The following is a 24803-nucleotide window of genomic DNA, read 5'->3' as shown; positions in this document are numbered from 1 at the left end:
GAGCCTGATGAGAGTGCTGATTCTCGCCGCCGTAGCGGCGAGCTTTTTTTTCGGCTCCGCGTTCGCGCAGCGCCGCGCCGGGCCGGCCTTCAACGACGAGTTCCACTGGCTGAACGAGTTCAACAAGGCTTCGACGGTGATGGTCGTCGAGCAGGGCATCGTCTCGCGCGAGTTGGGATCACGGATTGCCGACGGTGTGGCGAAGGTCATCGCCGACGGAGCCAAGCCCGGAGCGAAACGGCCCGGGGACTACCTCGCGTACGAGCCCTTGCTGCTCGCCTATGCGGGACCCGACGCCACGCGCATGCATTCGGGCCGCAGCCGCCAGGACATCATCCCGACCAACCGCCGCGTGATGCTGCGCGAGAGAACTCTCGCGCTCATGCAGGCGATGGTTGCCGCACGCCAGAAGCTCCTCGAGACGGCCGGGCAGCACACGAAGACGATCGTGCCCGGCTACACCAACGGCGTGCAGGCGCAGCCCACGACGTACGGGCATTACCTGCTCGGCTTCGCGAGCGCGTATTCGCGGCACGGCGAGCGCCTGCGCCAGGCCTACGCGCGCCTCAACCAGAATCCGCTCGGCGTGGCGGTCTACGGGACGTCAAGCTTCCCGGTGAACCGCGTGCGCCTCGCTGAGCTGCTCGGATTCGATGGCAACGTGGAGAACGGCTACGACGCTGCGCAGCTCTCGATCATGGACGTGCCCGTCGAGATCGATTCGGTGGCGGCCTTCGCCGCGCTCACCACGGCTTCGATGACGGCCGATGCGCACACGCAGTACCACCAGACGTCCCCGTGGCTGTTGATTCGCGAGGGGGCCGAGACGCACGGCAGCAGCATCATGCCGCAGAAGAGGAACCCCACCGTCCTGAACAACCTGCGCCTGTCTTCGAGCCTCGTCGTCGGCGATGCGCAGGGGACGGTGATCGTCGCGCACAACGTGCCCCCCGGCATGCCCGACTACAAGCGCGACCATTCGCATGGCGCTCTCGAGGGCGCGATCACGATGTTCGGACACCTACAGCGTTACTTCGAGAACCTGGCGGTGAACGTTCCCGTGGCGCTTGCCGAGGTCAACAAGGAATACTCGACCACCACCGAGCTCGCCGACGTGCTCCAGCGCGAAGCGGACATTCCCTTTCGCATCGGACACCACTTCGCCTCGGAGCTGGTGACGTTCGGTCGCAAGGCCGGGGTCGGTCCGGGCGGGATCTCTTACCGCGACGCGAAGCAGGTCTGGGCGGAGGCGGCAAAGAAGTACGGAGCGCCGCCGGTCTTTCCGCTCACCGAGAAGCGCTTTCGCGAGTCGCTGTCTGCTGAAGGGATGCTTGCGGCGAGTCGTGGCCTGGGCGGGCCGCAGCCCGCGGAGGTCGCGCGGATGCTGGAATCCGAGAAACAAAAACTTGCGGCCGACGTGGAATGGCTGCAGGCCCAACGCGGCAAGCTCGAGCAGGCGCAGGCGAACCTCGACAAGGCCTTTGCGTCACTCGCCGCGCCTGGCGCGGGGAAATGACGGCGCTACCGCGACCTCACGCCGCCGGCCTCGCAGGAGTCACCAGCCCCTTCTGCACGGCCGGCCTCTCGATGAACGCATCCAGCACGCGCTTCACGTTGATGAACGTCGAGAACTCCACGAGATCCCCGGCGCCGTAGAAGCCGACGAGGTTCCGCACCCAGGGGAAGATCGCGATGTCGGCGATGGTGTACTCATCGCCCATGACCCAGCGCCGACCCTCGAGGCGCTTGTCGAGCACACCCAGGAGCCGCTTCGACTCGTTCACGTAACGGTCGCGCGGCCGTTTGTCCTCGAAGTCCTTGCCGGCAAACTTCACGAAGAAGCCCAGCTGCCCGAACATCGGGCCGATGCCGCCCATCTGGAACATGATCCATTGCAGCGTCTCGTAGCGCGCGGCGCGGTCGGCGGGCATCAGGCGCTTCGCCTTCTCGGCGAGATAGAAGAGGATCGCGCCCGACTCGAACAACGCCAGGGGCTGCCCGCCCGGACCGTCCGGATCGATGATCGCCGGGATCTTGTTGTTCGGATTGAGCGACAGGAACTCCGGCGACATCTGGTCGTTGCTGTCGAATGAAACCAGGTGCGCCTCGTAGGGAAGCGCCAGCTCCTCCAGCGCGATCGAGACCTTGACGCCGTTGGGCGTGGGTAGCGAATAGAGCTGGATGCGGTCCGGATACTTCGCGGGCCACTTGCGGGTGATGGGGAATGAGTCGAGGGACATTTTCTCTCCACCAATGGGGACAGACCCCAATGGTGCCTTGTAATTTGTATTGGGGCTCACCAATGGGGTCTGTCCCCATTGGTGGGTCAGGTGATCGTCAAGAGGTAGATCGCGAGCATTACGACAAGGATCCACACGAGCGGCCCACCTTGGTCGTCATCGTTTCGCCGAGAGCTCATTACGATTCTCCCCATCCGCCACCCAGCGCCCTGACTAGGCCGACCGTGGCCTGGTATTGCGCGGAGCGGACCTGCACCGACTGGCGGCGGTTCGCGAGCTCGCTGCGTTGCGCGAGGAGCAAATCGAGCTGGCTCACGTAGCCGTTGCGATAGCGCGCGTCCGAAAGTGTCGTCGAGCGCGTGGCCGAAGTGACCGCGCGTTCCTGCGCGCCGGATTGATCAGCGAGGTAGCGAAGCGCCGAGAGCTGATCCTCGACATCCTTGAATGCGACGAGGACCTGTTCGCGGTACTTGGCCACGGACGCATCACGTTCTGCGCTCGCGAAATTCACGCCTGCCTCACGCCGCCCGCCATCGAAGATCGGCAGCGACAGCAGCGCGCCGATGCCCCAGGCTCGTGCCGACCACTTGAAGATGTCGCCGATCTCGGGCGAAGCGTAACCAGCCGCACCGGTAAGCGAGATGTCCGGGAACCACGCGGCCTGCGCAACGCCAACGCGAGCGTTCGAGGCGAGCACGGTGCGCTGTGCGGCAGCCACGTCGGGGCGACGCGCGAGAACCGTCGAGGGCACGCCCGCGGGAATCACGGGAAGCGCCGTGGACCACGGAGCCTCGTCCAGGCGGAACGTCGACGCGGGTTCGCCCACCAGCACGGCCAGCGCGTGTTCGAGTTCGGCGCGGCGACGGTCGATGGCGAACGCTTCAGCTTCAGTCGCAGCCACCTCGGTCATCGCGCGAGCGACATCCAATTCGGCAACATCACCAGCGCGATAGCGCCGCTCGGTCAGCGAAAGCGCATCGCGATAGGTCGTGACGGTACGGCGAACCAGCGCGCGCTCTTCATCGAGCCCGCGCAGCGCGAAGTACACCTGCGCCACGTCGGCTTGAACCAGCAGCCGCGTGTTCTCCAGCAATGCCGCACGCGCCTGGGCATCGAGCGACGCGGCCTTCTCGGCGTTGGCGAGCTTCCCGAAGAGATCGATCTCGTACGAGAGGTTCGCGCCGACCGTGGTGAGCGTCCCGGGCGGCAGACCCGCGCCATTCGCGGAAGCAACACCGCCAGCGCGCGAAGCGGAGGCACCGACCCCGAGCTGCGGCCAGCGATCGGCATTGGCCGACTGAAGGTACGCCCGCGACTGCGCCAGGCGAGCCGCGGCAACAGTGATCGTCGCGTTGTTCACGTCGGCGCGCGCAACCAGGCCATCGAGCACCGGATCGTTGAACGCCTTCCACCATTCGCCGCGCGGTTGGTTATCCGCGGGGCGCGCGGTGATCCAGCGGCCATCGCCTTCCTTGAACGCCACCGGGGTGACCGGCAGCGCCGCGGGATCGATATCGGGAACCGTCACGCATCCGGCAAGGACGAGCGCGGCAACCAGGGGAGCAAGAAACGTTTTCATGGGGACCTCAATCGTCAGTACCGGCAAAGGCTTCCTGCGCAACCGCCTCGCCGTGGTGCTTGAGTTTCCGGTTGCCCGCGAGCTTGCGAAGCAGCACGTAGAACACCGGGGTCAGGAAGATTCCAAAGAGCGTCACGCCGATCATTCCGGAGAACACGGCCACACCCATCGCGCGGCGCATCTCGGAACCGGCGCCCGTTGCGAAGGCGAGCGGCACGACACCCATCACGAACGCCATCGACGTCATGAGGATCGGGCGCAACCGCAGGCGTGCCGCTTCGATCGCCGCGCGCACCGGATCGCGTCCGGCCAACTCCAGCTCACGCGCGAACTCCACGATCAGGATCGCGTTCTTCGCGGAGAGGCCGACGAGCACCATCAATCCGATCTGCGTGAAGATGTTGTTGTCGCCGTTCGTGAGCCACACGCCCGTCAAGCCAGCGAGCATCGCCATCGGCACGATGAGGATGATCGACAGCGGCAGCACCAGGCTCTCGTACAACGCGGCGAGCACCAGGAACACGAGCAGGATCGCGATCGGGAACACCCACAGCGCCGAGTTGCCGGCGAGGATCTCCTGGTACGTGAGCTCGGTCCATTCGAAGCTGACGCCAGCGGGCAGCGTCTCCTTCGCGATGCGCTCGACGGCGTCCTGCGCCTGGCCCGACGAATACCCCGGAGCGGCGCGCCCGTTGATGTCACCGGCGAGGAAGCCGTTGTAGCGCATGGCGCGCTCCGGCCCCGCGCTGTGCTTCACGGAGAGCAGTGCGGAGAGCGGCACCATCTCGCCCGTGGTCGAGCGCACCTTGAGGCTGCCCACGTCTTCAGCGCGCGCGCGGTAGGGCGCGTCGGCCTGCACGCGCACCGAGTACGTCCGCCCGAACTTGTTGAAGTCGTTCACGTACAGGCTGCCGAGATAGATCTGCATCGTGTCGAACACTTCCGTGACGGGCACCGCGAGTTGCCGCGCCTTCGTCCGGTCGATGTCCGCGTAGAGCTGCGGCACGTTCACCTGGAAGCTCGAGAACACGCCTTGCAGTTCCGGCGCCTGCCATGCCTTCGCGAGGAACGCCTTCATCGCACCATCGAGTCCTTCGAAGCCCAGCGACGCGCGGTCCTCCACCTGCAGCTTGAAGCCACCGGTCGTTCCCAGCCCTTGAACGGGCGGGGGCGGGAAGATCGCGATGAACGCTTCCGGGATCGTGGCGAACTGCTTGTTCAGCTCCGCCGCGATCTCGTTGCCGCTCATGCCCTTGCCCTTGCGCTCGTCGAACGGCTTCAACGGCGTGAAGACGATGCCGGCGTTGGAGCTGTTGGTGAAGCCATTGATCGAGAGGCCGGGGAAGGCCACCGCGTTCGACACACCGGGGTGAGCGAGCGCGATCTCGCCCATCTTGCGGATCACCGCTTCCGTGCGGTCGAGCGTCGCACCTTCAGGCAACTGCGCGAAGCCGATCAGGTACTGCTTGTCCTGCTGCGGCACGAAGCCGCTCGGCACCACCTTGAACAGACCAGCAGTCGCGAGTGCGAGCACGGCGAACACGGCCATCATCGCGCCCTTGCGAGCGATCGACTTCGTCACGCCGGTCGAGTACGCCTCGCTGCCACGCTTGAACACGCGGTTGAACCAGCCGAAGAATTTGCCGAACACGCTGTCCATGGCGCGGGTGAGCGCGTCCTTGGGTTCCTTGTGGCCCTTGAGCAGGATCGCGGCGAGGGCAGGGGAGAGTGTCAGCGAGTTGATCGCCGAGATCACCGTGGAGATCGCAATCGTCAGCGCGAACTGCTTGTAGAACTGACCCGAGAGCCCGCTGATGAACGCGATCGGCACGAACACGGCGATCAGCACCAGGGCGATCGCGATGATCGGGCCGGAGACTTCCCGCATGGCCCGATACGTTGCGTCCCGCGGTGAAAGCCCCGCTTCGATGTTCCTTTCGACGTTCTCCACGACGACGATCGCGTCGTCCACCACGATGCCGATGGCGAGTACCAGGCCAAACAGCGAGAGCGCATTAATAGAGAAGCCGAAGAGGTGCAGCACGGCGAACGTGCCGATCACCGACACCGGCACCGCGGCGAGCGGAATGACGGATGCGCGCCAGGTCTGCAGGAACAGGATCACCACCAGCACGACGAGCAGGATCGCTTCGAGCAACGTCGTGATGACCGCCTTGATGGAAGCGCGCACGAACTGCGTCGGGTCGTAGACGATCTTGTAGTCCACGCCCTCGGGCATGGTCTTCTTGATCTCGGACATCGTCGCGCGGACGTTGTCGGAGATCGAGAGGGCATTGGCATTCGGTGCGGCGAAGATCGGCACCGCGACCGCGGGCTTGTTATCGAGCAGCGAGCGCAGCGCGTACTCTGAAGCACCCAGCTCCAGGCGCGCGACGTCCTTCAGCCGGGTGACGGCACCGTTCGGATCCGTCCGCACGATGATCTCGCCGAACTCTTCCTCGGATGTGAGGCGGCCCTGCGCGTTGATCGAGAGCTGCAGATCGAGACCGGAGAGTCCCGGCGACGCACCGACGACACCCGCCGCGGCCTGCACGTTCTGCTCGCGGATGGCGCGCACGACGTCGCTCGCGGACAACCCGCGTTCAGCAACCTTGCGGGGATCGAGCCACACGCGCATCGAGTAGTCACCCGAACCGAACAGCAGAACCTGTCCAACGCCATCGATCCGCGCGAGTCGATCCTTGACGTTCAGCACCGCGTAGTTGCGCAGGTACGTCATGTCGTAGCGTTCGTTGGGCGAGGTCAAGTGCACGACCATCGTGAGGTCGGTCGCGCCCTTGGCCGTCGTGAGTCCCAGGCGCCGCACTTCCTCGGGCAGCCGCGCTTCCGCTTCCTTGATGCGGTTCTGCACGAGCTGCTGCGCCTTGTCCGGATCGGTGCCGAGCTTGAAGGTCACCGTGAGCGTCATCCGCCCGTCGGTGGTGGCCTGGCTGCCCATGTAGAGCATGCCTTCCACGCCGTTGATGGATTCCTCGAGCGGCGTGGCGACCGTTTCGGCGATCACCTTCGGGTTCGCGCCCGGGTAGTTGGCGCGCACCACGACCGAGGGCGGCACGACTTCCGGATACTCCGCGATGGGCAGGACCCTCATGGCGATCAGGCCCGCGAGGACCATCAGCACCGAGAGCACGCCCGCGAAGATCGGACGGTCGATGAAGAATTTGGACAGGTTCATGTTCGGTACTCTTTAACCCTTCTGCGCGACGACCTTGCGGTCCTCCGGCTTGTTCATGTCGGACGGCTGCGGATCGACGAGTGCTCCCGGCCGCACGCGCTGCAATCCGTTGACGACGATGCGTTCACCCTTCTCGAGCCCGGTGCTCACGATGCGAAGCCCGTTCACGTTTCCACCGAGCGTCACCTCGCGATACGCGGCCTTGTTGTCGGTGCCGACGACCATCACGAACTTCTTGCTCTGGTCGGTCCCGATCGCGCGGTCGTTCACGAGCACGGCGGGCGTAGCGGTGGGGCGGCCGAGGCGAACGTGCGCGAACTGGCCGGGCATGAGCGAGCCATCCTTGTTGTCGAAGACCGCGCGAACGCGAACGGTGCCGCTCTTCGCGTTCACCTGGTTGTCGACGAGCTGCAGGTGGCCGGTGCGAATCTCGGCGCTGTCGACGGCGGTGGCCATCTGGACGGGGATGGAGGCAAGGCCCCTGGCGCCCGCATCACGCAGCGCGCGCGCAACCACTTGCTCGTCGGCGTCGAAGCTCGCGTAGATCGGGTTCACGGAGACGAGTGTGGTGAGGACAGGTGCGCCGGGGCCGGAGGGAACGAGGTTGCCCTGCGTCACTTCGACCTTGCCCACACGGCCGGAGACAGGCGCGCGCACCTGCGTGTAGCTGAGGTTGAGACGCGCGGACTGCAGCGCGGCTTCGGCGGCCTGCACGTTCGCTTCCGCTTCGCGCAGCGCATTCACGCGCTCATCGACTTCGCGGCGGGAGATCGCTTCTTCCTTCCAGAGACGCTCCGCGCGTTCGCGCTCGCTCTTGGCGTTGGTGTTGCGCGCCTGTGCGGCGGCGACTTGCGCTTGCGCGCGGTCGACTTCAGCGGCATAGGGAGCGGGATCGATGGTCACGAGCAGGTCACCCTTCTGGACGAGCGCCCCTTCGGTGAAGTGCGCCGACTGCACGGCTCCGGCGACTCGCGAACGAACGTCCACGCGTTCGACGGCTTCGAGGCGGCCGGAGAATTCGTCCCACAGCGTGACGTCGGACGTATAGACCGCGGCGACCGCGACGGGCATGGCCTGGGCGGCGGGCGACGGTGCGGCGGTGGAGGTACGGACTGCCAGGGCTCCGGCGACCAGCGCGCCGGCTGCGAAAAGGGTGCCGACGGCGATGGCCAGGCGGCGGGAGGGGATTACGGAAGTCATTTGGGCGGGTCCTTGTTTATGTAGCGATCGATACGGAACGGTGCGACAATACGTCTGTCCGAAAGGGAGTGTCAAGACATTTCTTATCGACCACTACGGAAATGCGACGAAGCGCGTAAAACGAGGAATGAGAGGGGAAAGACCCCTTGCCGAGTAGGGAAAACCCTCATACGATAGCGACTACTATGAAAAACACCGCCACCCCCATCGACGACGTAACGGCTGTCGCAATCCCCCCGAAACCCCGGGGAAGGCCCCGTTCGTTCGATCGCGAGGCCGCCCTGGACGCGGCCATGCAGGTCTTCTGGGAAAAGGGCTTCGAGGGCGCCTCGATCAGCGACCTCACGTCGGCCATGAACGTGAATCCGCCCAGCCTCTACGCGGCGTTCGGCGACAAGGAGACGCTCTTCCTCGCGACCATCGAGCACTACGCGAAATCGCGCAGTGACCAGATGTGTCCCGAGCAGAAGACGGCGCGCGAAGCCGTCGAGACCTACCTTCGCTTCAAGGCCGACATCCTCACCGGCGCGGGCCATCCGCGCGGGTGCCTGCTGATGGTCGCGTTCTTCACGGCCACCAGCGCGTCGCCCAAGCTGCAGGCGGTGCTCGCCACGAAACGCACGGAAGCCCGCGAGAACATGAAGGAGCGCATCAAGCGGGGCATCAAGGACGGCGACGTCCCCGTGGGCACCGATGCGAGCGAGCTCGCCGATTTCTACACGACGATCCTCGGCGGCATGGCGCAGCAGGCGCGCGACGGTGCCACCACTCGCACGCTTCATGCGGTCGTCGACCGCGCGATGACGCTGTTTCCGTCGAAGAGCAACTGAACCTCACCTGTCTGCGCCGCAATGGGCAACAGGTAGTCGAACCTGAAGACCGGGATTCGACAGCTGCTTTGTGACGAAACTTTCCGAAGTCGCGATCGCCTTACCCGAACACCACCATCGTCTGTCGGCCCAGTGCGACCGGCACGCCAGCAGGCCCCCACAGGATCAGCGACTGGTTGATGTAGCCGCTGTGTGCGGCCGTCATCTGCGCGTCGATGCGCCAGCCGTCGAGCGCTAACGAGCCGAAATCTTCAGGCAGGAGCTCGAGCATCCACGTGAGCGATGCGGCCGGTACAGGCGTCTTCAGGTACGACAGCGCGATCGGCGGAATGAAGTCCGCCATGGCGACGACGTGCGACTCGGTCGTGGGGCCGTCATCGCGCATCCCGAGCTCGATCACGCTCTCGGGCGACGTGTTCCCCGTGTACGGTGGAGCGCCCACGATCCAGCGCGCCTTGAAGTGTTGCGTGAAATTAGGCGTCACGCCGGGGACCCAGGGCAGCTCGAAGGTCTTCGCCGGTGTGAAGCTCGGTTGTTGCGGGCGGAGCGCCACGGCAGAAGCCCGCGCCACGCCGAAAACGCCAACCATGAGGCACAGCGTATTGTCCCCATCGACGACGCGCGCTTCGACATGCGTGGTGTTCTTTCCGCTGCGCAGAACTCGCGCGCGAGCCTGCACGGGCCCGCCGGGCACCGGTGCGAGGAAGGTCACCTGCAGTGAGCGCAGCGGCGCGGCGGGTGCAACCGTGCGCATCGCCGCGAGCCCGACGACCGCCTGCAGTCCGCCAAAGAGCGTGCGGCCCTGCAGCCAGTCTTCCGGCACGTCGAGCGTCGATTCGCCGTCGGCAGCCTGGATGCGTGTCAGCAATACAGAGAACGGGGTGGGTTCCATGAGACTAGTTTACGGGCGGTTGTCGAAATCGCGAGGTGCCGTTCGACTACGGTGAGAGACTTCGACAAATCAAGGAGATCGTCCCCGTGAAGGAACCTCGTTACGGTTGGGTGATGGTGGCGCTGGGCGCGTTCATGACCTGCATCGCGGTCGGCGCCATGTTCTCGCTGGCGGTGTTCCTTCGGCCCATCACGGCGGCGACTGGGTGGTCGACCACCGCGGTGTCGGCAGCGATGACGCTCAACTTCCTCGCGATGGGCGCGGCCGGTTTCGGCTGGGGCGCACTGAGCGATCGCAAGGGACCTCGCTGGGCCGTCTTGCCTGGCGCCGTGCTGCTTGGTCTAGGTCTCTTCCTCGCGAGCCGCGCGCAATCTCCGCTGCAGTTCCAGCTCGCATTCGGATTGCTGGTTGGGATCTCGGTCGGAAGCTTCTTCGCGCCGATGATCACTGCCGTCATGGGTTGGATCACCGGGCATCGCGGCCTCGCGGTCTCGCTGGTGTCGGTAGGCGTGGGCGTCGCACCGCTGACGATGTCGCCCTTCGTCGCGTGGCTCAGCACGCGGATGGATTGGCGAGAGGCGCTGGTGATCCTCGCGGTCCTCGTGTGGGCCACGCTCATTCCTGCAGCGCTGTTCGTGCGTCGGCCACCTGCAGCGGATCACACGGCGGAAGCGGCAGGCGTTCCCCAAAAGAAAGACGAGCAGTCCCTCGGGCAGGCACTGCGTTCGCCCCCATTCATCATTCTCGCCGCCACGTTCTTCGCCTGCTGCGCGGCGCACGCGGGCCCGATCTTCCACACGGTGAGCTACGCGATGGTCTGCGGCCTCGCACCGATGACCGCGGTCACGATCTACAGCGTCGAGGGACTCGCGGGACTTGGAGGCCGCCTCGCGTTCGGCGTGGCCGCCGACAAACTCGGCGTGAAGCGCGTGCTCATCACGGGGCTGCTGGTCCAGGCGATCGGCGCCGGTTCGTTTGCGCTCGCGTCGCGCCTGGGCGAGTTCTACTTCATCGCCGCGATATTCGGCTTCGCCTACGGCGGTGTCATGCCGCTCTACGCGGTGCTCGCGCGTGAGTACTTCGGCCAGCGTCACCTGGGTGCGGTCTTCGGCGCGGCGGCGATGGTGTCGAGCCTCGGCATGGCGCTCGGGCCCGCGCTCGGCGGCTGGATCTTCGACACCTTCGGTCAGTACACGTGGATGTACATCGGGTCCGCGGCGGTGGGACTCGGCGCCGTGGCGATCGCGCTCATGTTCCCGCCCGTGCGCACCACGCAGCGCGCGATCGCGGCGGCGTGATCGACCGGTATCATTGCCGCATTGCTCCCGGAGACTGCCACGATGAAATACCTCTGCCTCGTCTACAGCGATGAAAGCCAGGTGCATAAGCTGAACGACCAGGACTGCCTCGCCTTCGACCGATCGATTCGCGATAGCGGCCACTGCATCGCCTCCGAAGCGCTCGAGCCCGTCGCTATGGCCACCACCGTGCGCATACGCGACGGCAAGACCGTCATCTTCGACGGGCCGTTCGCGGAAACGAAGGAGCAGTTGGCCGGCTTCTACCTGATCGAAGCGCGCGATCTCAATGAAGCGATCCTGCTCGCGTCGAAGATCCCGCCCGCGACGGTGGGGAGCATCGAGGTGCGTCCCATCCGACCCATTCGCGAATCTCCGCGAAGCGCACCGAAGTAGTTCGATGCCTTGACACGCTCATCGAATCTCGTCACCATTCGCACCCTCATCAATCGCACCACTGATATTTAGAGACCGGAGATGGACCTTCTGAACCACACGACGAACAAGCACCTGCGCGCCAACGCGTGCATGCACGGCCTCGGGCCGCGCATGTTTGCGAACGCACGGGAGCGTTTTGTCTCCGGGAGCATGGCGAAGGGATAGCACCCTCGTCATTCGTGGTTGCCACGAAGCCCGGAGAGTCGAGAGACCTCCGGGCTTTTTGTTTTCGGGCTGGCCCTCGCCGCAATTGGCGGCGGGGGCATGTGGCAGGAACGCCCGCGTGGAGTAGTGTCAAAACGTGAAGTGAAGGAACGAACATGAAAAAGACCAAGACCGATTACGAAGTGATGCTTCCGGGAGCGCGCCTGTGGACGGGCGACCTGGAGGTCGAAGGCGAAGCGATCGAGCAGATCCGCAACGTCATGCAGCTGCCGATCCTCGCCGGACCGGTGGCGGTGATGCCGGACGTGCACCTCGGCCGCGGCGCGACCGTGGGCACCGTGATCCCGACGCGTGCGGCGATCGTCCCGGCGGCGGTGGGTGTCGACATCGGCTGCGGAATGCTCGCCGTGCAGACGAACCTCTCCGCGGGTGATTTGCCGCACAACCTCGGCAAGGTTCGCGCGCAGATCGAGCGCGACGTGCCGGTCGGCTTCGACTATCACAACCAGGTCGTCGAGCCTGAGGGCACGGCGGGCGCGGTGAAGCTTGATCGCCGCATGAAGGATCTCGCGGAACGTTATCCGAAGCTTCGCATCCTCGAAGCGTTGGGCGGCTTTAACGAGAAGCGCTTGTGGCGCCAGTTGGGATCGCTCGGTGGGGGCAACCACTTCGTCGAGATCTGCCTGGATGCCCACGGGGCGGTCTGGATCATGCTGCACTCGGGTTCGCGCGGCATCGGCAACGCCATCGGCACGACGGCGATGGAAGTGGCGAAGAAGGTGGCCGACAAGGTCGATCGCACGTTGCCGCACCGCGACCTCGCGTGGCTCGATGAAGGCACGCCGGAGTTCGAGGCGTACGTGGAAGGGCTCGGCTGGGCGCAGGAGTACGCGTCGCTCAACCGCGACCTGATGCTGCATCTCGTGCACAAGGCGCTCGAGAAGGCGCTGGACCGCAAGGTGGAGTTCCTCGGCGAAGTGACGAACTGCCACCACAACTACGCGCGCGTCGAGGAGCATTTCGGCGAGAACGTGTGGGTGACCCGCAAGGGGGCGGTGAGCGCGCAACTCGGCGAGCTGGGGATCATCCCCGGCTCGATGGGTGCCAGGAGCTTCATCGTGCGCGGCAAGGGCGAGAAGTCTTCGTACTGCTCTTGCTCGCACGGTGCGGGCCGCCGCATGAGCCGCACGGCCGCGCGCAAGCGCTTCACGCGCGAGGACCTCGTGGCGCAAACCGCCGGTGTCGAGTGTCGCAAGGACGGTGGCGTGATCGACGAGATCCCGTCCGCCTACAAGGACATCGATGCCGTGATGGCCGCGCAGTCGGATCTCGTGGAGATCGTCGCGACCCTCAAGCAGATTCTTTGCGTGAAGGGATGAACAACGGTGGTCATGGTGTAGTGGCAGCACGTCGCGCTGTGAACGCGAAAGCCCTGGTTCGATCCCGGAGGCCACCCCAACGAATGAAATGAAGGGAAGTATCGTGAGCAACACTTCGAAGTCAGCAGGCATCAGCTACCGGGTCCGGGATGTGTCGGACCTCGTGATGCACAAGCGGATGGTCGAGGCCCTCGAGGCGGGACAGTCCCGCTACCCGATCTATCGCAAGCTGCGGTTCGCGGCGCGCGTGGAGCTCGAGGTGCTGTTCGATGCGATCGCGCTCGATCCGGCGTGGCGGGCGGAGCGTATGTACACGCACGCTCTCATGCTCGATGGAGACGGCGTGTTCGTGTCGGCGTACGGCAACCGCAAGCCGGACTACTGTTCGTGCCGGTTCTTCATCTGGGCGGCGGACCCGCAGCGCGCCGAAGCGGCGAAGGAGTTGATCCTCTCCAAGGCCGCGGCGACGCGAATCAGGGAGCCGATGTTCAAGATCAACTGGCAGTTCCTCACCGGTCGAGGCGAAGTGGAAAATGCCGAGATCGAGGAGATGGTGGACGAGGCGGTGATCGACGAGGCGTATCCGGAAATCGCGGGCGGCGTGAAGCCGTTCATCGAGCGGTACCTGGATTCCAAGGAGTCGGTACTCGTCCTCCAGGGACCGCCGGGCACCGGCAAGACGCGCCTCATCCGGGCGATTCTCGGAGAGATCGCGCGTCGGAAGGACGACGGCGAGACGGAGGTGGTGTACACGGGCGACATGCGCGCGCTCGAGTCGGATGAGATCTTCGTGAAGTTCATCACCGGCTGGGACGATGCGTTCGTCGTCGAAGACGCGGACCACCTGCTCAAGCCGCGCTGCGACGGCAACGAGCACCTGCACCGCTTCCTCACCATCGCCGATGGCGTGGTGCGGGCGCAGGGCCGGAAGATCATCTTCTCGACCAACCTCCCGAACGTGGGGGACCTGGACGAGGCGCTGATTCGCCCGGGCCGTTGCTTTGCGCGCGTGCACGTGCGCACGCTGACGACCGAGGAGGCGAGGATCTTCGCCACCAAGGTCGCGGCGGGAGATCCGGCGAAGTTGGAACGCGCGGCACAGGCGTTCGCGGCGCCGCAGAACCGAAGCCATTCGCTGGCCTCGGTGTATCAGATGCTTCAGTAATGAAGCATGCAGAAAACAGAGCGGGCCGGGGGTGACCTCGGCCCGTTTTGCTTTCTCAGTACGACCGGAAGATCACCGTGCGCAGTTCCGGCTGCACGCCCGCCACGCCATCGACCTTCGAGACGGTGCGCAGCGCGCTGCGGGCCTGGCTGGGTGTCGCAAGGACGCCTTGCAACTTCACCGTGCCATCGACCGTTTCCACGGCGATGTGGCCCGTGAGATTCGGATTGTTGCGCAGCGCGTTGATCGTGGCATCCGTGATGCCGGCGTCGCGAATGCGCGCGCCGGTCACGACCATGTCGGGGTTCTGGACCGCATAGACGGTCAGGCCGTTCTTGCTGTCGGCTTCGTTGGCCAGGGTGAACGTGGAGGCGGCAAGCAGCGCGGCCGAGAGCAGGAGGGAAGTGCGTTTCATGGGCGACTCCAATCAGGGAAGGGGCACTGACATTGGAGCGCGGGGCGCCGGCGGAGACATGCCGGTTTGTGACGGTGGGTCTCCCGGATCGCGACAAATCGTTGTTGGCCCTGCCGAATCTTCGGTTGGCGTCCCGTGGGTAACGAAGGTAGTCTGCCCCGACCATGGCGAAGAGACAGGCCGTCCTGCTGATCCACGGCGTCGGCGAACAGCGCCCGATGGACACCCTGCGCGGCTTCGCCGAGGCCGTCTGGTCGACCTATGCCGACATCCACAACAAGTACGCGGGCACCTCCCTGTGGAGCAAGCCCGACAGCGTGTCGCGCAGCTTCGAGCTGCGGCGCCTGACCACCCCCCAGAACACCGCGGGGGTCGAGACCCATTTCTACGAGTTCTACTGGGCGCATCTGATGAAGGGCACCAAGTACGGCCACGTCTGGGCCTGGGCGCGCTCGCTGCTGCTTCGTTGGCCCACCTCCGTGCCGAAGCACCTCTTCTGGGTCTACATCTTCATCTGGCTGCTGATCCTCGCCGGCGGCGCGCTCATGGCCTACTTCGGGTGGTGCATGACGGAGGACAAGTCCGGCGTGCCGACCTGGGTGGCGTTCGGCGCGAGCCTCGCCACGCCGATCGCCGCGTTCTTCGTGCTGAAGGTGATCGGCGATGCCGCCCGCTACCTTCATATAGCGCCCGAGAACATCCAGAGCCGCCACGAGATCCGGCAGATGGGCGTCGATCTCCTCAAGGAGCTGCACGACCCGTCGCGCCGCTACGACCGCATCATCGTCGTCGGCCACAGCCTCGGGAGCGTGATCGGCTACGACATCCTCACGCATGCGTGGATCAAGTTCCACGAGCGGCACGCGCAGGGGGCCAATGCGATGGCCGCCCTCGACCAGCTCGAGGAGCTGTCGCGGGACCCGAGGGCCGACCCGGACAAGATCCCGGCGGCGCAGCGCGCCTACTTCGAGGAGATGAAGGCGAACGGCAACCTCTGGCGCGTCACGGACTTCATCACCCTGGGCTCTCCGCTCGCGCACGCCGAGATCCTGCTGGCGAAGGACGGCCCGGACCTGCGCCAGAAGCAGGCCGATCGCGAATTCCCGCGTTGCCCCCCGGAGCTCGAGGACGTCCGGCGCGGCAACGAGATGGTGCGGCGAGTCGGCTACGAATCGATCCAGGGCAACAACGAGTCCCTGCGCATTCCGCACCACGCCGCGGTGTTCGGCCCGACGCGCTGGACGAATCTCTACATGCCCGAGAGCTTCATGTTGTGGGGCGACCTGATCGGTGGTCCCGTTCGCCCCGTGATGGGGCCCGGCGTTCGCGATATCGCCGTGTCCACGAGCGTGCGCGGTGGTTTCCTCGCGCACACCGAGTACTGGACGCTGCCCGGGGATGGGACGCTTCCCGAAAGCGTCACGGAGTTGCGCAAGGCTCTCGATCTCACCGACGGTCCCGTGAAAGCGGAGTAGCGAACCCCTACGACACCTTATATATCGAGCCGACCATGTTCCTTCGCGAAATCCGGATCCGAAACCTCCGCTCGATCCCCGCGCTGGACCTCAGCTTCGAGGACGCCGAGGTCGAGCACAAAGGCCGCCGGTGGACCTTGCTCCTCGGCGAGAACGGCGTGGGCAAGAGCACGGTCCTCAAGGCGATCGGCCTCATCACCGCCGGCAGCGAGGCGATCGGCCAGCTCTTCGGCGATGCGGACGCCTGGGTACGCAACGGCGAGCAGAGTGCCGAGATCTACGCGCGCATCGAGACGGCGGAGGGAAAGTCCCGCGAGCTTTCGCTGACGATCAAGCGCGGCACCAACATCCGCTCGTTGTACGCCGAGAACGCGGACACGCTCGATGAACTGGATCGCGCGATCGAGCGCGCGCGGCGCAACTACTTCGTGCTGGGCTACGGTGTCAGCCGTCGCCTGCCGGCCGCCACCGGTTCGTGGAGCCGCGAGGGTTCGAAGGACGCGCGCTTTGCGAACGTGGCCTCGCTCTTCAATGCCGACGTCCCGCTCACCCCGCTCGAAGCGTGGGCGATGGACCTCGACTACCGCCACGCCGACGCGCTCGATGTCGTGCGCGCGGCGATCGAGCGGCTCCTGCCCGGCGTGAACTTCAGCCACATCGACAAGGCCAAGCGCCGGCTGATCTTCGACACGCCCGACGGCGAAGTGCCGCTCGCGTTCCTGAGCGACGGCTACCAGAACATGGCGGCGTGGTGCGGCGATCTTCTCTACCGCATCACGGAAACCTTCGAGGATTACAAGGATCCGCTCGCTGCCCGCGGCCTCCTGCTGATCGACGAGCTCGATCTTCACCTTCATCCGCAGTGGCAGCGGCGCCTCGTGGACTTTCTCACGCAGACGCTGCCCAACATGCAGATCGTCGCGACCACGCATTCGGCGCTGACCGTGCACCAGGCGCGCGAGAACGAGCTCTACGTCCTTCGCCGTCCGCAGGCTTCGATGCCGCCGCAGCTCATCCCGTTCGAAGGCGATCCGAGCAAGCTCTCGATCCAGCAGCTCATCGTGAGCCCGCTCTTCGGCCTCGAGACGAGCGACTCGCTGCCCGTCGAAGCACTTCGCCAGCAGGCGCGCGACCTCCAGTTCCGCGAAAAGGAGATCGGCGACACCGAGCGCACGCAGCTCAACCACATCGCGCAGCAGTTGCGCGAGCTGCCCGACGCCGGCCGCCAGCCCGAATACCTTCGCGAGCAGGCGCAGTTGCTCGAGCGCATCCAGGCCGAGCTCATGGATCGGAAGGTCTCGAAGTGATCGGCCTCAAGCGCGCGCGCACGGCCGCCGGTGTTCCGGCCGCGTTCTCGGGCGCCCAGCTCGTGAAGAAGAACGCGAAGCTGCTCAAGGCCTTCTATGCCACGAACGGCGCGATCAAGTTCGACGCGGCGCTGACACTCTGGAAGGCGGCCAAGGAGCATCTCAAGAAGGAATCGAACAGCAAGTGCGCTTACTGCGAGGCGGACACGGCCGTGGTCGCGCACGGTGACGTCGAGCACTTCCGGCCGAAGAGCAAGTACTGGTGGCTCGCCTACTGCTACGACAACTACACGTACGCCTGCCAGATCTGCAACCAGTCCTTCAAGGGCGACGAGTTTCCGCTCGGCGCCGGCGCGCTTGTGAAGCCGCAGCTTCCCGCGGCGGAGCCCGCCGACCTGAACCCGCTCGCGAAGAAGCTCTGCCTCGATCCGCTCGCGTCGACGGATGTGGCGGTCGCCGCCTACTACGCGACCGAGTCCGCGTTCATCGTGAACCCCTATATCGAGGACCCCGAGAAGCTCCTCGAATGGTCGGTCGATGACGTCAACAAGGAAGTGCTGTTGAAGGCGGGTCCGACGCAGCGCGCGCAGGAGGCGTTTGCCTCCGCGGTCGAGTTCCTGGGGCTCAATCGCGAGGAACTCAAGCGCGTGCGCTATCCGACCTACGAAGCGTTCAGGACTTTTCGCGATGTGCTTCTGGAACCCAGCGTGAGCCAGCCCGTGAAGGACATGGTCCGGACGCAGATGAAGACGATGGTCGCGGGAAACCTGCCCTTCACCGGGATGCTGCGGTACTTCGTGAAGGAGTGGGGGCTGGTTCTCTAGCCCTGCCGGATCTCCGGCTCCACCAGCAGCTTCAGCAGGTCCAGCGATTCGCTCCACCCGAGATAGCACGCCTCGGCCGGGATCACATCCGGCACGCCTTCCTGCGTGATGGTGATCTCGGTGCCGACCATCACCTTCTTGAGCTCGATCGTCACGGTCATCGTGCCGGGGAGGTTGGGGTCGTCGAACTTGTCGGTGTGCTTGATGCGCTGGTTCTTCACCAGCTCGAGGTACTCGCCGCCGAACGAGTGCGCGTCGCCGGTCGTGAAGTTCTTGAACGACATCTTGTAGGTGCCGCCGACCTTCGCGTCCAGGTGATGGACCTTGCCCGTGAAGCCATGGGGCGGAAGCCACTTCACCATCGCCTCCGGATCGATGAAGGCGTTGTAGACGCGCTCGGGCGTGGACTTGAAGACGCGGTGCAGGCGAATGGTGCTCGGCATTTCTTTCTCCTCGAGAGGGTGGGTACCCCTTAGTCGATTGGCAGCGGGGAAAATCGACAGTTCCGCGGGTTTTTTTGCGATCGGTGACCTTGTGTTCTACTACATCCCATGATCAAGGAAATCCTTCCTGCCGCCGTCGCCGAAGCCCTCAAGGCCGGCAACAAGATCGAGGCCATCAAGCGCCTGCGGGTCGTGACCGGCCTGGGCCTGAAGGAAGCGAAGGACTGGATCGAGGCCCACGAGAACCCCGGTGCCGCGACGTCCTCTCCTCAGTCCGGCGAGTTCGCGAAGGCGAACCCGACCGGGGGCCGCTTCCACCACGTCCACCCGCCGACCGCAGCCCACGGTCGTCCGGGGCTCTCTCCGGGAGAAGTCGCCCACGGTGGCGGCGCGGGCAAGTGGTTCGCGCTCATCGCCATCGGTCTGACGGTCGTGGTCGCGGTCCTGTTCGTCTGAGCGTGGCCGACCTTCCACCGCTTCCGCAACCGCGGCTCGGACGCTACCGCCACTACAAAGGTGGCGAATATGAAGTGGTCGGCGTGGCGCGCCACAGCGAAACGCTCGAGCCCCTCGTCCTCTACCGGCCGCTCTACAACGTGTCGGGCCTGTGGGTGCGGCCGTATGCGATGTTCTTCGAGGACATCGAGCACGAGGGTCGCGTCCGGCCACGCTTCGCGTTCCAGAGCTGATCCATGAGAGACCTCACCACCGGCCCCATTTCGGGCCACGTCGTTGCCATGTCCGTGCCGATGGCCGCGGGCATGTTCCTGCAGACGCTCTATTACTTCGTGGATCTGTACTTCGTCGCCAAGCTGGGCGACGCGGCGCTCGCGGGCGTCAGTGCCGCGGGCACCGTGATGTTCATCGTCTTCGCGCTGACGCAAACACTCGGCGTGGGCACGGTGGCGCTGGTCTCGCACGCGGTGGGCCGCAAGGACCGGCCGGCGGCCAACCTCCTCTTCAACCAGTCGGTGGCACTCGGCGGCCTGATGATGATCATCACGCTCGTCGGCGGCTATGCGCTCGCGGGCGTGTACATGACCACGCTCGGCGCCGATGAAGCCACGGTACAGGCGGGCACGACCTTCCTCTACTGGTTCATTCCCGGCCTCGCGCTGCAGTTCCCGATGGTCGTGATGGGCTCGGCCCTTCGCGGCACCGGCATCGTGAAGCCGACGATGGTGGTGCAGATGCTCACGGTGCTCCTCAACGTGGCGCTCGCCCCGGTGCTCATCGCAGGGTGGGGCACGGGCCACCCGCTGGGTGTGGCCGGCGCGGCGCTGGCGACGACGATCGCCGCCCTGGTCGGCGATATCGTTCTCGCCTTCTACTTCGTGCGCCTCGAGAAATACGTGTCGTTCGACGCGACGCAATGGAAGCCGCGCGCGGCGACGTGGAAGGCGCTGCTCAATGTCGGCGTTCCCTCGGGCGGCGAGTTCGCCGCGATGGCGCTGTTCACGGGCACGGTCTACTGGATCCTCGGCGGCTTCGGCACCGCCGCGCAGGCCGGGTTCGGCATCGGCTCGCGCGTGATGCAGATGCTGTTCCTTCCGGCCATGGCGGTCGCGTTCGCGGCCGCGCCGATTGCAGGACAGAACTTCGGTGCGAGGCACTTCGCGCGCGTGCGCGAGACGTTCCGCGTCTCGGCGATCGCGGGCGCGGTGGTCATGTTCCTGCTCACGATCGTCTGCCAGTTCGAAGGCGCGACGATGGCGCGCATCTTCACGTCGGAGCCCGAGGTGATCGCCGTCACCGAGGAGTTCCTCTCGATCATCTCGTGGAATTTCGTGGCGATGGGCGTGATCTTCACGTGCTCCAGCCTCTTCCAGGGACTGGGCAACACCTGGCCTTCGCTCGCCAGCGTTTCAGTTCGCGTCGGGGCCTACGTGGTGATCGCCATCTGGCTCTCGCGCCAGCCGGGATTCGAGATGCATTACCTGTGGTATCTGTCGATTGCCACGGCGACGCTGCAGGTCGTGATCAGCCTCGTGCTGCTGCGGATGGAGTTCCGCAAGAGGCTCGGCTAGCGCCGCTCTATTTCGCGACCTTCCTCATCTGCACCGTGACCGGCATCCATCCCTTGTCGGTCTCGTATTCTCGGAATACCTCGTAGCCGTCGTCGCCGACGCGCTTCAGCTTGCTGCGGAAACCCACCGATCGCGTGGGCATGACGAGCTTCGCGGCCGGGAACGAGAGCGCATCGGCCTCGGGAATCATGTGGCCGGTCGCGTGGCCGCCCGCGGCGGTGAAGTAGAAGTATTCGATGCGCTTCGACTCGCCGCTCCAGAAGTAGACCGACTCGCCTTCGTACACGGCCTTGTCGCCGCGACGCACGACGTGCCGGTCGCGCAGGTACTTCCCGTCGAAGATCCAGCTGTAGCAGTGCTCGTCGGTGTCGCTCGTGCCCGGAAGCGTTCCCTTCCAGCAATGGCCGGCGAGGAACGCGAGCGGCTCGAGGGCAGGATCTGAGGCGTGTGCGAACGACGGTGCTGCGAACAGGGCAGCGGCGAGAAGCAGCTTTCTCACGCCTGGTAGTTGCCCTTGTCGCGGCGCACCGGAACCTTCTTCCCGCGCAGCGTGGCTTTCGAAAGCGCCTTGATCACCTGCGCGGCCACGGCCTCGGGTACTTCCACCAGCGAGAAGCGGTCGGTGATCTGGATGGCGCCGATGAGCCCGCCCGCAACGCCGGCTTCGTTGGCGATTGCACCGACGAGATCCTGCGGACGCATTCCGGCTTCGCGCCCCGCACCGATGAAGATGCGCGCCATGTCGCCGCTGTCCTTCGGATGCGGCGTGCGCGGAGCGCTGCGCGTACCGCTCGAGGTGCGCGATGGGTAGGAGGGTCTCTCGACGGGGGCGGGTGCGGGCGGGACGTCTTCTTCCTCCGCATCGCCCATCACTTCGTTGTGATAAAGCTTCACCGCCGCCATCGCGATCTGGATTGGATCGTAGTCGTCGGAGAGCGCATCGATGACCACGCGGAAGTGCTCGTTGTCGTCGGCCACGAGGCCTTCGCGCAACGTGGCGATCGTGAGCTCGAGCTTGCGCGCTTGCAGGTCGGCCACCGTCGGCACGCGCGCGATCTCGATCTTGTGCTTGGTGAGGCGCTCGATATTCTGCAGCGCGTAGTGCTCGCGCGGTTCGACCAGCGTGATCGCAACGCCTTCGCGGCCCGCACGGCCCACGCGGCCGATGCGGTGCACGTAGGCCTCGGGTGCGGCGGGCAGGTCGTAGTTGATGACGTGCGTGAGGCGGTCGATGTCGAGGCCGCGCGCGGCGACGTCCGTTGCGATCAGCAGCTCCGAATCCCCGGCGCGAACGCGGCGCATCACCTTGTCGCGTTGTTCCTGGGTCATCCCGCCGTGCAGCGCCTCGGCCTTGTAGCCGCGCGCGTTGAGCGCTTCGGAGAGCTCATCCACCTCGATGCGCGTGCGGCAGAAGATGATCGCGGCCGTGGGCGATTCGAGATCCAGGATGCGTTCGAGCGCGTGCGCCTTGCCCGCGCGGGCGAGCAGGTAAGCCTGCTGGCGAACCTTCGGCGCTTCGCCGACCTTGGCCGGCGCCTTCGCGATCTTGATGCGCACCGGATCGCGCTGGTTGCGCTTGGCGATCGATTCGATGCGCGGGGGCATCGTCGCCGAGAAGAGCACCGTCTGGCGCGTCGCGGGCGATTCCTTCAGCACTGCCTCGATGTCTTCGGCGAAGCCCATGTCGAGCATCTCGTCGGCTTCATCGAGCACGACGATCTTCACGCCCGCCATCTGGAGGCTTCCGCGCCGCAGATGATCGAGCGCGCGTCCGGGGGTGGCCACCACGACGTCCACGCCGGCGCGCATCGCATGCAGTTGCCGTCCGATCGGCTGGCCGCCATAGACCGGCAGCACGCGGGCGCCGAGCGCCTTGCCGTAGCGGTGCATCGCTTCGGCGACCTGCATCGCGAGCTCCCGGGTGGGCACGAGCACGACGGCGAGCGGCCCTTCGCCGCGGCCCTCGTTGATGAGGCGCTGCAGGATCGGCAGCGCGAACGCGGCGGTCTTGCCGGTGCCGGTCGCGGCCTGGCCGAGCAGATCCTTGCCCTTGATCAGGGTGGGGATCGTCTCCTGCTGGATGGGGGTGGGCTCCTCGTAACCGAGGGCGGTGAGGGCGGCGACGATCTTGTCGTCGAGGCCGAGTGCCGAGAAGCCGGCGTTCTGCGGTGCGGGGCTCTGCGGTGCGGGGTTCTGCGGGGCGGGTGTCTTGGGCATTGCGGAGTTTACCAATTTCTCCCTGTCATCCTGAGGAGCGAAGCGACGAAGGACCTGCTTCAGGGGGTTAACAACCCGCCAGGGCTTCCGCTGTCGCGCAGTCAACCCACTCCAGCAGGTCCTTCGTCGCTTCGCTCCTCAGGATGACAGGGGTGGGGAAAGCGACAGCGCCAACCCCCGTAGGCCCGTGTGTTGATTCACCCCCACCCGATCCCCATATCATTCCCACCATGACCCCCAAGAAAACCCTCGGTACCCGCAGCGCCCCCGACCGCCACTGGGTCGGCGATGGCTTCCCCGTCCACGGCATGTTCGGCTATACGGGCAACACCAAGCAGGTGAGCCCCTTCCTGCTGCTCGACTACGCCGCCCCCACGAAATTCGAGCCGACCTTCAAGCGGCGCGGCGTCGGGGAGCACCCGCACCGCGGCTTCGAGACGGTCACGATCGTCTACGAGGGCGAGGTCGAGCATCGCGATTCCACGGGCGCGGGCGGCGTGATCGGCCCGGGCGACGTGCAGTGGATGACCGCGGGCAGCGGCATCGTCCACGAGGAGTTCCATTCGACGAACTACGCGAAGGCGGGCGGTCCGTTCGAGATGGCGCAGCTCTGGGTGAACCTCCCCGCCAAGGACAAGATGGCCACCCCGGGCTACCAGGGAATCACCAATGCGCAGATTCCCGCCGTGCCGCTTCCCGGAGAGGCCGGCACCGTGCGCGTGATCGCCGGTGAGTACGGTGACCGCAAGGGCCCGGCGCGCACCTTCACGCCGATGAACGTCTGGGACGTGCGCCTCAAGCCGGGCAAGCACGCGGACCTCGCGCAGCCCGAAGGCTGGACGACGCAGGTGGTCGTGCTCGCCGGCACCATCGAGGTGAACGGCGAGACGGTGCTGCGCGCGAATGAGATGGCGACCCTCTCGACGGAGGGCCGCGCGGTGGCGATCGAATCCAACAACGAGGCGAAGGTCCTCGTCTTGGCGGGCGAGCCGATCGACGAACCCGTCGTCGGCTACGGCCCGTTCGTCATGAACACCCAGGCCGAGATCGTGAAGGCGATCGAGGACTTCAACAGCGGGAAGTTCGGCCGGGTGAACTAAAAGGGGACAGTCCCCATTAATTAAAGGGGACTGTCCCCTTTTCTTACCAGCGGCTCATCTGCGGGCGGATGTCGTTCTGCACGTACTTCACGCCCTCGACGCTCCGCGCGTAGCGGCCGGCCTTCTCGCGCTGGCTGCCGTTGAGCGTGTAGCCCGACAGGGTGACGACGGCATCCTGCGACTCGACGCCGAGCTTGCCGCTGATGTCCGTCGCGACGGCGAGCTTGTCCATCACTTCCATCTGGATGCGCTCGTCGGTTGAGAGGCGGCGCTCCTCGATCGTGATGGGCGGCTGGCGCTCGGCAACCGGCGCGGGCGTCACGACGGGCACGGCCAGGTTCTCGGTCGAGGGCGGCGTGCCTTCGATGGGCTCGGCGATGACGACCGGCTCGCCGGTCAACTCGTTCGGCCCACTCAACAGGATGGGTTCCTCGTCCCGATAGATGATCGCCGGCTCCTGCGTGTCAGGGTCGATGACGAGGTATTGGGTCGCAGCCCAGGAGGTCGCCCCGACGGCAGCCAGTGCAAGGGCCAGGGTGGCGTTCCGGATCGTGAATTGATTCTTCATGGGTGGTACTCCCGATTGTTGTTGAGACGCATTGGGTGTGAACCG

24 protein-coding genes and 1 tRNA gene are annotated in these 24803 nt (G+C 65.6%); 15 read left to right on the top strand and 10 right to left on the bottom strand.

The window, feature by feature from the left end; all coding sequences use genetic code 11:
* The first annotated feature begins 7 nt into the window (after positions 1-7).
* A complete protein-coding gene (locus DSM104440_RS13855; protein WP_171163618.1) occupies positions 8-1516 on the top strand; it encodes a lyase family protein in 1509 nt (502 codons plus the stop codon).
* Positions 1517-1532: 16 nt separating this feature from the next.
* On the opposite strand, the gene DSM104440_RS13850 is transcribed toward DSM104440_RS13855, so the two are convergent.
* The 4 genes from DSM104440_RS13850 to DSM104440_RS13835 form a co-directional block, all read right to left on the bottom strand.
* Positions 1533-2240, bottom strand: coding sequence for a glutathione S-transferase N-terminal domain-containing protein (locus DSM104440_RS13850; protein ID WP_171163616.1), 708 nt, complete (start codon positions 2238-2240; stop codon positions 1533-1535).
* A 178-nt stretch (positions 2241-2418) separates the two neighbouring features.
* Positions 2419-3819: an efflux transporter outer membrane subunit gene (locus DSM104440_RS13845; protein WP_171163614.1), complete on the bottom strand. Its 1401-nt coding sequence runs from the start codon at positions 3817-3819 to the stop codon at positions 2419-2421.
* Positions 3820-3826: 7 nt separating this feature from the next.
* Positions 3827-7015 (bottom strand): efflux RND transporter permease subunit, encoded by a 3189-nt coding sequence (locus DSM104440_RS13840; RefSeq protein ID WP_171163612.1) that lies wholly within the window; start codon positions 7013-7015, stop codon positions 3827-3829.
* A gap of 12 nt (positions 7016-7027) precedes the next feature.
* Positions 7028-8215, bottom strand: a complete 1188-nt coding sequence (locus tag DSM104440_RS13835) for an efflux RND transporter periplasmic adaptor subunit (protein WP_171163610.1) — start codon at positions 8213-8215, stop codon at positions 7028-7030.
* A gap of 293 nt (positions 8216-8508) precedes the next feature.
* Between DSM104440_RS13835 and DSM104440_RS13830 the strand changes: the two genes are divergently transcribed.
* Positions 8509-9045, top strand: coding sequence for a TetR/AcrR family transcriptional regulator (locus DSM104440_RS13830; protein WP_212758078.1), 537 nt, complete (start codon positions 8509-8511; stop codon positions 9043-9045).
* A gap of 100 nt (positions 9046-9145) precedes the next feature.
* On the opposite strand, the gene DSM104440_RS13825 is transcribed toward DSM104440_RS13830, so the two are convergent.
* Positions 9146-9937, bottom strand: a complete 792-nt coding sequence (locus DSM104440_RS13825) for an acyl-CoA thioesterase (RefSeq protein WP_171163607.1) — start codon at positions 9935-9937, stop codon at positions 9146-9148.
* An 86-nt stretch (positions 9938-10023) separates the two neighbouring features.
* Here DSM104440_RS13825 and DSM104440_RS13820 point away from each other — a divergent pair, with 86 nt between their 5' ends.
* The 6 genes from DSM104440_RS13820 to DSM104440_RS13800 all read left to right on the top strand — a co-directional run bounded on the left by DSM104440_RS13820 (position 10024) and on the right by DSM104440_RS13800 (position 14382).
* Entirely contained in the window at positions 10024-11235 is a 1212-nt protein-coding gene (locus tag DSM104440_RS13820) for an MFS transporter (RefSeq protein ID WP_212758077.1), read from the top strand.
* 42 nt (positions 11236-11277) lie between these two features.
* The gene (locus DSM104440_RS13815) at positions 11278-11631 is read left to right on the top strand and encodes a YciI family protein (RefSeq protein ID WP_171163605.1); all 354 of its coding nucleotides are present in this window, start codon (positions 11278-11280) and stop codon (positions 11629-11631) included.
* Between the two features lie 81 nt (positions 11632-11712).
* On the top strand, positions 11713-11838 hold the full coding sequence (locus tag DSM104440_RS19495; protein WP_281356986.1) for a hypothetical protein: 126 nt from the start codon (positions 11713-11715) through the stop codon (positions 11836-11838).
* 155 nt (positions 11839-11993) lie between these two features.
* The gene (locus DSM104440_RS13810; RefSeq protein WP_171163603.1) at positions 11994-13217 is read left to right on the top strand and encodes an RtcB family protein; all 1224 of its coding nucleotides are present in this window, start codon (positions 11994-11996) and stop codon (positions 13215-13217) included.
* Positions 13218-13223: 6 nt separating this feature from the next.
* Positions 13224-13296, top strand: a tRNA-His gene (locus tag DSM104440_RS13805).
* A gap of 24 nt (positions 13297-13320) precedes the next feature.
* Entirely contained in the window at positions 13321-14382 is a 1062-nt protein-coding gene (locus tag DSM104440_RS13800; RefSeq protein WP_171163601.1) for an AAA family ATPase, read from the top strand.
* Positions 14383-14437: 55 nt separating this feature from the next.
* Here the strand turns inward: DSM104440_RS13800 and DSM104440_RS13795 are convergent, their stop codons facing one another.
* Positions 14438-14797 carry a BON domain-containing protein gene (locus DSM104440_RS13795; protein ID WP_171163599.1) on the bottom strand — a complete coding sequence of 120 codons (360 nt, stop codon included), beginning with the start codon at positions 14795-14797 and terminating at the stop codon, positions 14438-14440.
* 164 nt (positions 14798-14961) lie between these two features.
* Here DSM104440_RS13795 and DSM104440_RS13790 point away from each other — a divergent pair, with 164 nt between their 5' ends.
* Genes DSM104440_RS13790 through DSM104440_RS13780 form a run of 3 tightly spaced genes read left to right on the top strand, consistent with a single transcriptional unit; the run spans position 14962 to position 18403 of the window.
* Entirely contained in the window at positions 14962-16272 is a 1311-nt protein-coding gene (locus tag DSM104440_RS13790; RefSeq protein ID WP_171163596.1) for a hypothetical protein, read from the top strand.
* A gap of 35 nt (positions 16273-16307) precedes the next feature.
* Positions 16308-17579, top strand: a complete 1272-nt coding sequence (locus DSM104440_RS13785; protein WP_171163594.1) for an AAA family ATPase — start codon at positions 16308-16310, stop codon at positions 17577-17579.
* The gene (locus DSM104440_RS13780) at positions 17576-18403 is read left to right on the top strand and encodes an HNH endonuclease family protein (protein WP_171163592.1); all 828 of its coding nucleotides are present in this window, start codon (positions 17576-17578) and stop codon (positions 18401-18403) included. The genes DSM104440_RS13785 and DSM104440_RS13780 overlap by 4 nt, the downstream gene beginning before the upstream one ends.
* Here the strand turns inward: DSM104440_RS13780 and DSM104440_RS13775 are convergent.
* Positions 18400-18846 carry an SRPBCC family protein gene (locus DSM104440_RS13775; protein ID WP_171163590.1) on the bottom strand — a complete coding sequence of 149 codons (447 nt, stop codon included), beginning with the start codon at positions 18844-18846 and terminating at the stop codon, positions 18400-18402. The two genes, DSM104440_RS13780 and DSM104440_RS13775, sit on opposite strands and share 4 nt — an antisense overlap.
* Before the next feature lie 108 nt (positions 18847-18954).
* Between DSM104440_RS13775 and DSM104440_RS13770 the strand changes: the two genes are divergently transcribed.
* From DSM104440_RS13770 to DSM104440_RS13760, 3 genes are read left to right on the top strand one after another with little or no spacing between them, the layout of a single operon-like run.
* The gene (locus DSM104440_RS13770) at positions 18955-19302 is read left to right on the top strand and encodes a ribosomal protein L7/L12 (RefSeq protein WP_171163588.1); all 348 of its coding nucleotides are present in this window, start codon (positions 18955-18957) and stop codon (positions 19300-19302) included.
* A 2-nt stretch (positions 19303-19304) separates the two neighbouring features.
* Positions 19305-19535 (top strand): DUF1653 domain-containing protein, encoded by a 231-nt coding sequence (locus DSM104440_RS13765; RefSeq protein WP_171163586.1) that lies wholly within the window; start codon positions 19305-19307, stop codon positions 19533-19535.
* 3 nt (positions 19536-19538) lie between these two features.
* Positions 19539-20873, top strand: a complete 1335-nt coding sequence (locus DSM104440_RS13760; RefSeq protein WP_171163584.1) for an MATE family efflux transporter — start codon at positions 19539-19541, stop codon at positions 20871-20873.
* Positions 20874-20880: 7 nt separating this feature from the next.
* Here the strand turns inward: DSM104440_RS13760 and DSM104440_RS13755 are convergent, their stop codons facing one another.
* Both DSM104440_RS13755 and DSM104440_RS13750 read right to left on the bottom strand, forming a co-directional pair.
* The gene (locus DSM104440_RS13755) at positions 20881-21372 is read right to left on the bottom strand and encodes a hypothetical protein (protein ID WP_171163582.1); all 492 of its coding nucleotides are present in this window, start codon (positions 21370-21372) and stop codon (positions 20881-20883) included.
* A complete protein-coding gene (locus DSM104440_RS13750) occupies positions 21369-23090 on the bottom strand; it encodes a DEAD/DEAH box helicase (protein ID WP_171163580.1) in 1722 nt (573 codons plus the stop codon). The genes DSM104440_RS13755 and DSM104440_RS13750 overlap by 4 nt, the downstream gene beginning before the upstream one ends.
* Before the next feature lie 230 nt (positions 23091-23320).
* Between DSM104440_RS13750 and DSM104440_RS13745 the strand changes: the two genes are divergently transcribed.
* On the top strand, positions 23321-24190 hold the full coding sequence (locus DSM104440_RS13745) for a pirin family protein (RefSeq protein ID WP_171163578.1): 870 nt from the start codon (positions 23321-23323) through the stop codon (positions 24188-24190).
* Positions 24191-24233: 43 nt separating this feature from the next.
* On the opposite strand, the gene DSM104440_RS13740 is transcribed toward DSM104440_RS13745, so the two are convergent.
* Complete coding sequence (locus DSM104440_RS13740; RefSeq protein ID WP_171163576.1) at positions 24234-24758, bottom strand: BON domain-containing protein; 525 nt, start codon at positions 24756-24758, stop codon at positions 24234-24236.
* Positions 24759-24803 lie beyond the last annotated feature (45 nt).

It is taken from the genome of Usitatibacter palustris, from assembly GCF_013003985.1.
Classification (GTDB): domain Bacteria; phylum Pseudomonadota; class Gammaproteobacteria; order Burkholderiales; family Usitatibacteraceae; genus Usitatibacter; species Usitatibacter palustris.
This window is presented reverse-complemented; position numbering and strand designations above follow the sequence as displayed.

What these genes read in the sequence shown, in the direction of transcription:
- DSM104440_RS13855 (WP_171163618.1), top strand. Translation starts at nt 8, where the DNA reads ATGAGAGTGCTGATTCTCGCCGCCGTAGCGGCGAGCTTTTTTTTCGGC.
- DSM104440_RS13850 (WP_171163616.1), bottom strand. Translation starts at nt 2,240, where the DNA reads ATGTCCCTCGACTCATTCCCCATCACCCGCAAGTGGCCCGCGAAGTAT.
- DSM104440_RS13845 (WP_171163614.1), bottom strand. Translation starts at nt 3,819, where the DNA reads ATGAAAACGTTTCTTGCTCCCCTGGTTGCCGCGCTCGTCCTTGCCGGA.
- DSM104440_RS13840 (WP_171163612.1), bottom strand. Translation starts at nt 7,015, where the DNA reads ATGAACCTGTCCAAATTCTTCATCGACCGTCCGATCTTCGCGGGCGTG.
- DSM104440_RS13835 (WP_171163610.1), bottom strand. Translation starts at nt 8,215, where the DNA reads ATGACTTCCGTAATCCCCTCCCGCCGCCTGGCCATCGCCGTCGGCACC.
- DSM104440_RS13830 (WP_212758078.1), top strand. Translation starts at nt 8,509, where the DNA reads ATGCAGGTCTTCTGGGAAAAGGGCTTCGAGGGCGCCTCGATCAGCGAC.
- DSM104440_RS13825 (WP_171163607.1), bottom strand. Translation starts at nt 9,937, where the DNA reads ATGGAACCCACCCCGTTCTCTGTATTGCTGACACGCATCCAGGCTGCC.
- DSM104440_RS13815 (WP_171163605.1), top strand. Translation starts at nt 11,278, where the DNA reads ATGAAATACCTCTGCCTCGTCTACAGCGATGAAAGCCAGGTGCATAAG.
- DSM104440_RS19495 (WP_281356986.1), top strand. Translation starts at nt 11,713, where the DNA reads ATGGACCTTCTGAACCACACGACGAACAAGCACCTGCGCGCCAACGCG.
- DSM104440_RS13810 (WP_171163603.1), top strand. Translation starts at nt 11,994, where the DNA reads ATGAAAAAGACCAAGACCGATTACGAAGTGATGCTTCCGGGAGCGCGC.
- DSM104440_RS13795 (WP_171163599.1), bottom strand. Translation starts at nt 14,797, where the DNA reads ATGAAACGCACTTCCCTCCTGCTCTCGGCCGCGCTGCTTGCCGCCTCC.
- DSM104440_RS13790 (WP_171163596.1), top strand. Translation starts at nt 14,962, where the DNA reads ATGGCGAAGAGACAGGCCGTCCTGCTGATCCACGGCGTCGGCGAACAG.
- DSM104440_RS13785 (WP_171163594.1), top strand. Translation starts at nt 16,308, where the DNA reads ATGTTCCTTCGCGAAATCCGGATCCGAAACCTCCGCTCGATCCCCGCG.
- DSM104440_RS13775 (WP_171163590.1), bottom strand. Translation starts at nt 18,846, where the DNA reads ATGCCGAGCACCATTCGCCTGCACCGCGTCTTCAAGTCCACGCCCGAG.
- DSM104440_RS13770 (WP_171163588.1), top strand. Translation starts at nt 18,955, where the DNA reads ATGATCAAGGAAATCCTTCCTGCCGCCGTCGCCGAAGCCCTCAAGGCC.
- DSM104440_RS13760 (WP_171163584.1), top strand. Translation starts at nt 19,539, where the DNA reads ATGAGAGACCTCACCACCGGCCCCATTTCGGGCCACGTCGTTGCCATG.
- DSM104440_RS13750 (WP_171163580.1), bottom strand. Translation starts at nt 23,090, where the DNA reads ATGCCCAAGACACCCGCCCCGCAGAACCCCGCACCGCAGAGCCCCGCA.
- DSM104440_RS13745 (WP_171163578.1), top strand. Translation starts at nt 23,321, where the DNA reads ATGACCCCCAAGAAAACCCTCGGTACCCGCAGCGCCCCCGACCGCCAC.
- DSM104440_RS13740 (WP_171163576.1), bottom strand. Translation starts at nt 24,758, where the DNA reads ATGAAGAATCAATTCACGATCCGGAACGCCACCCTGGCCCTTGCACTG.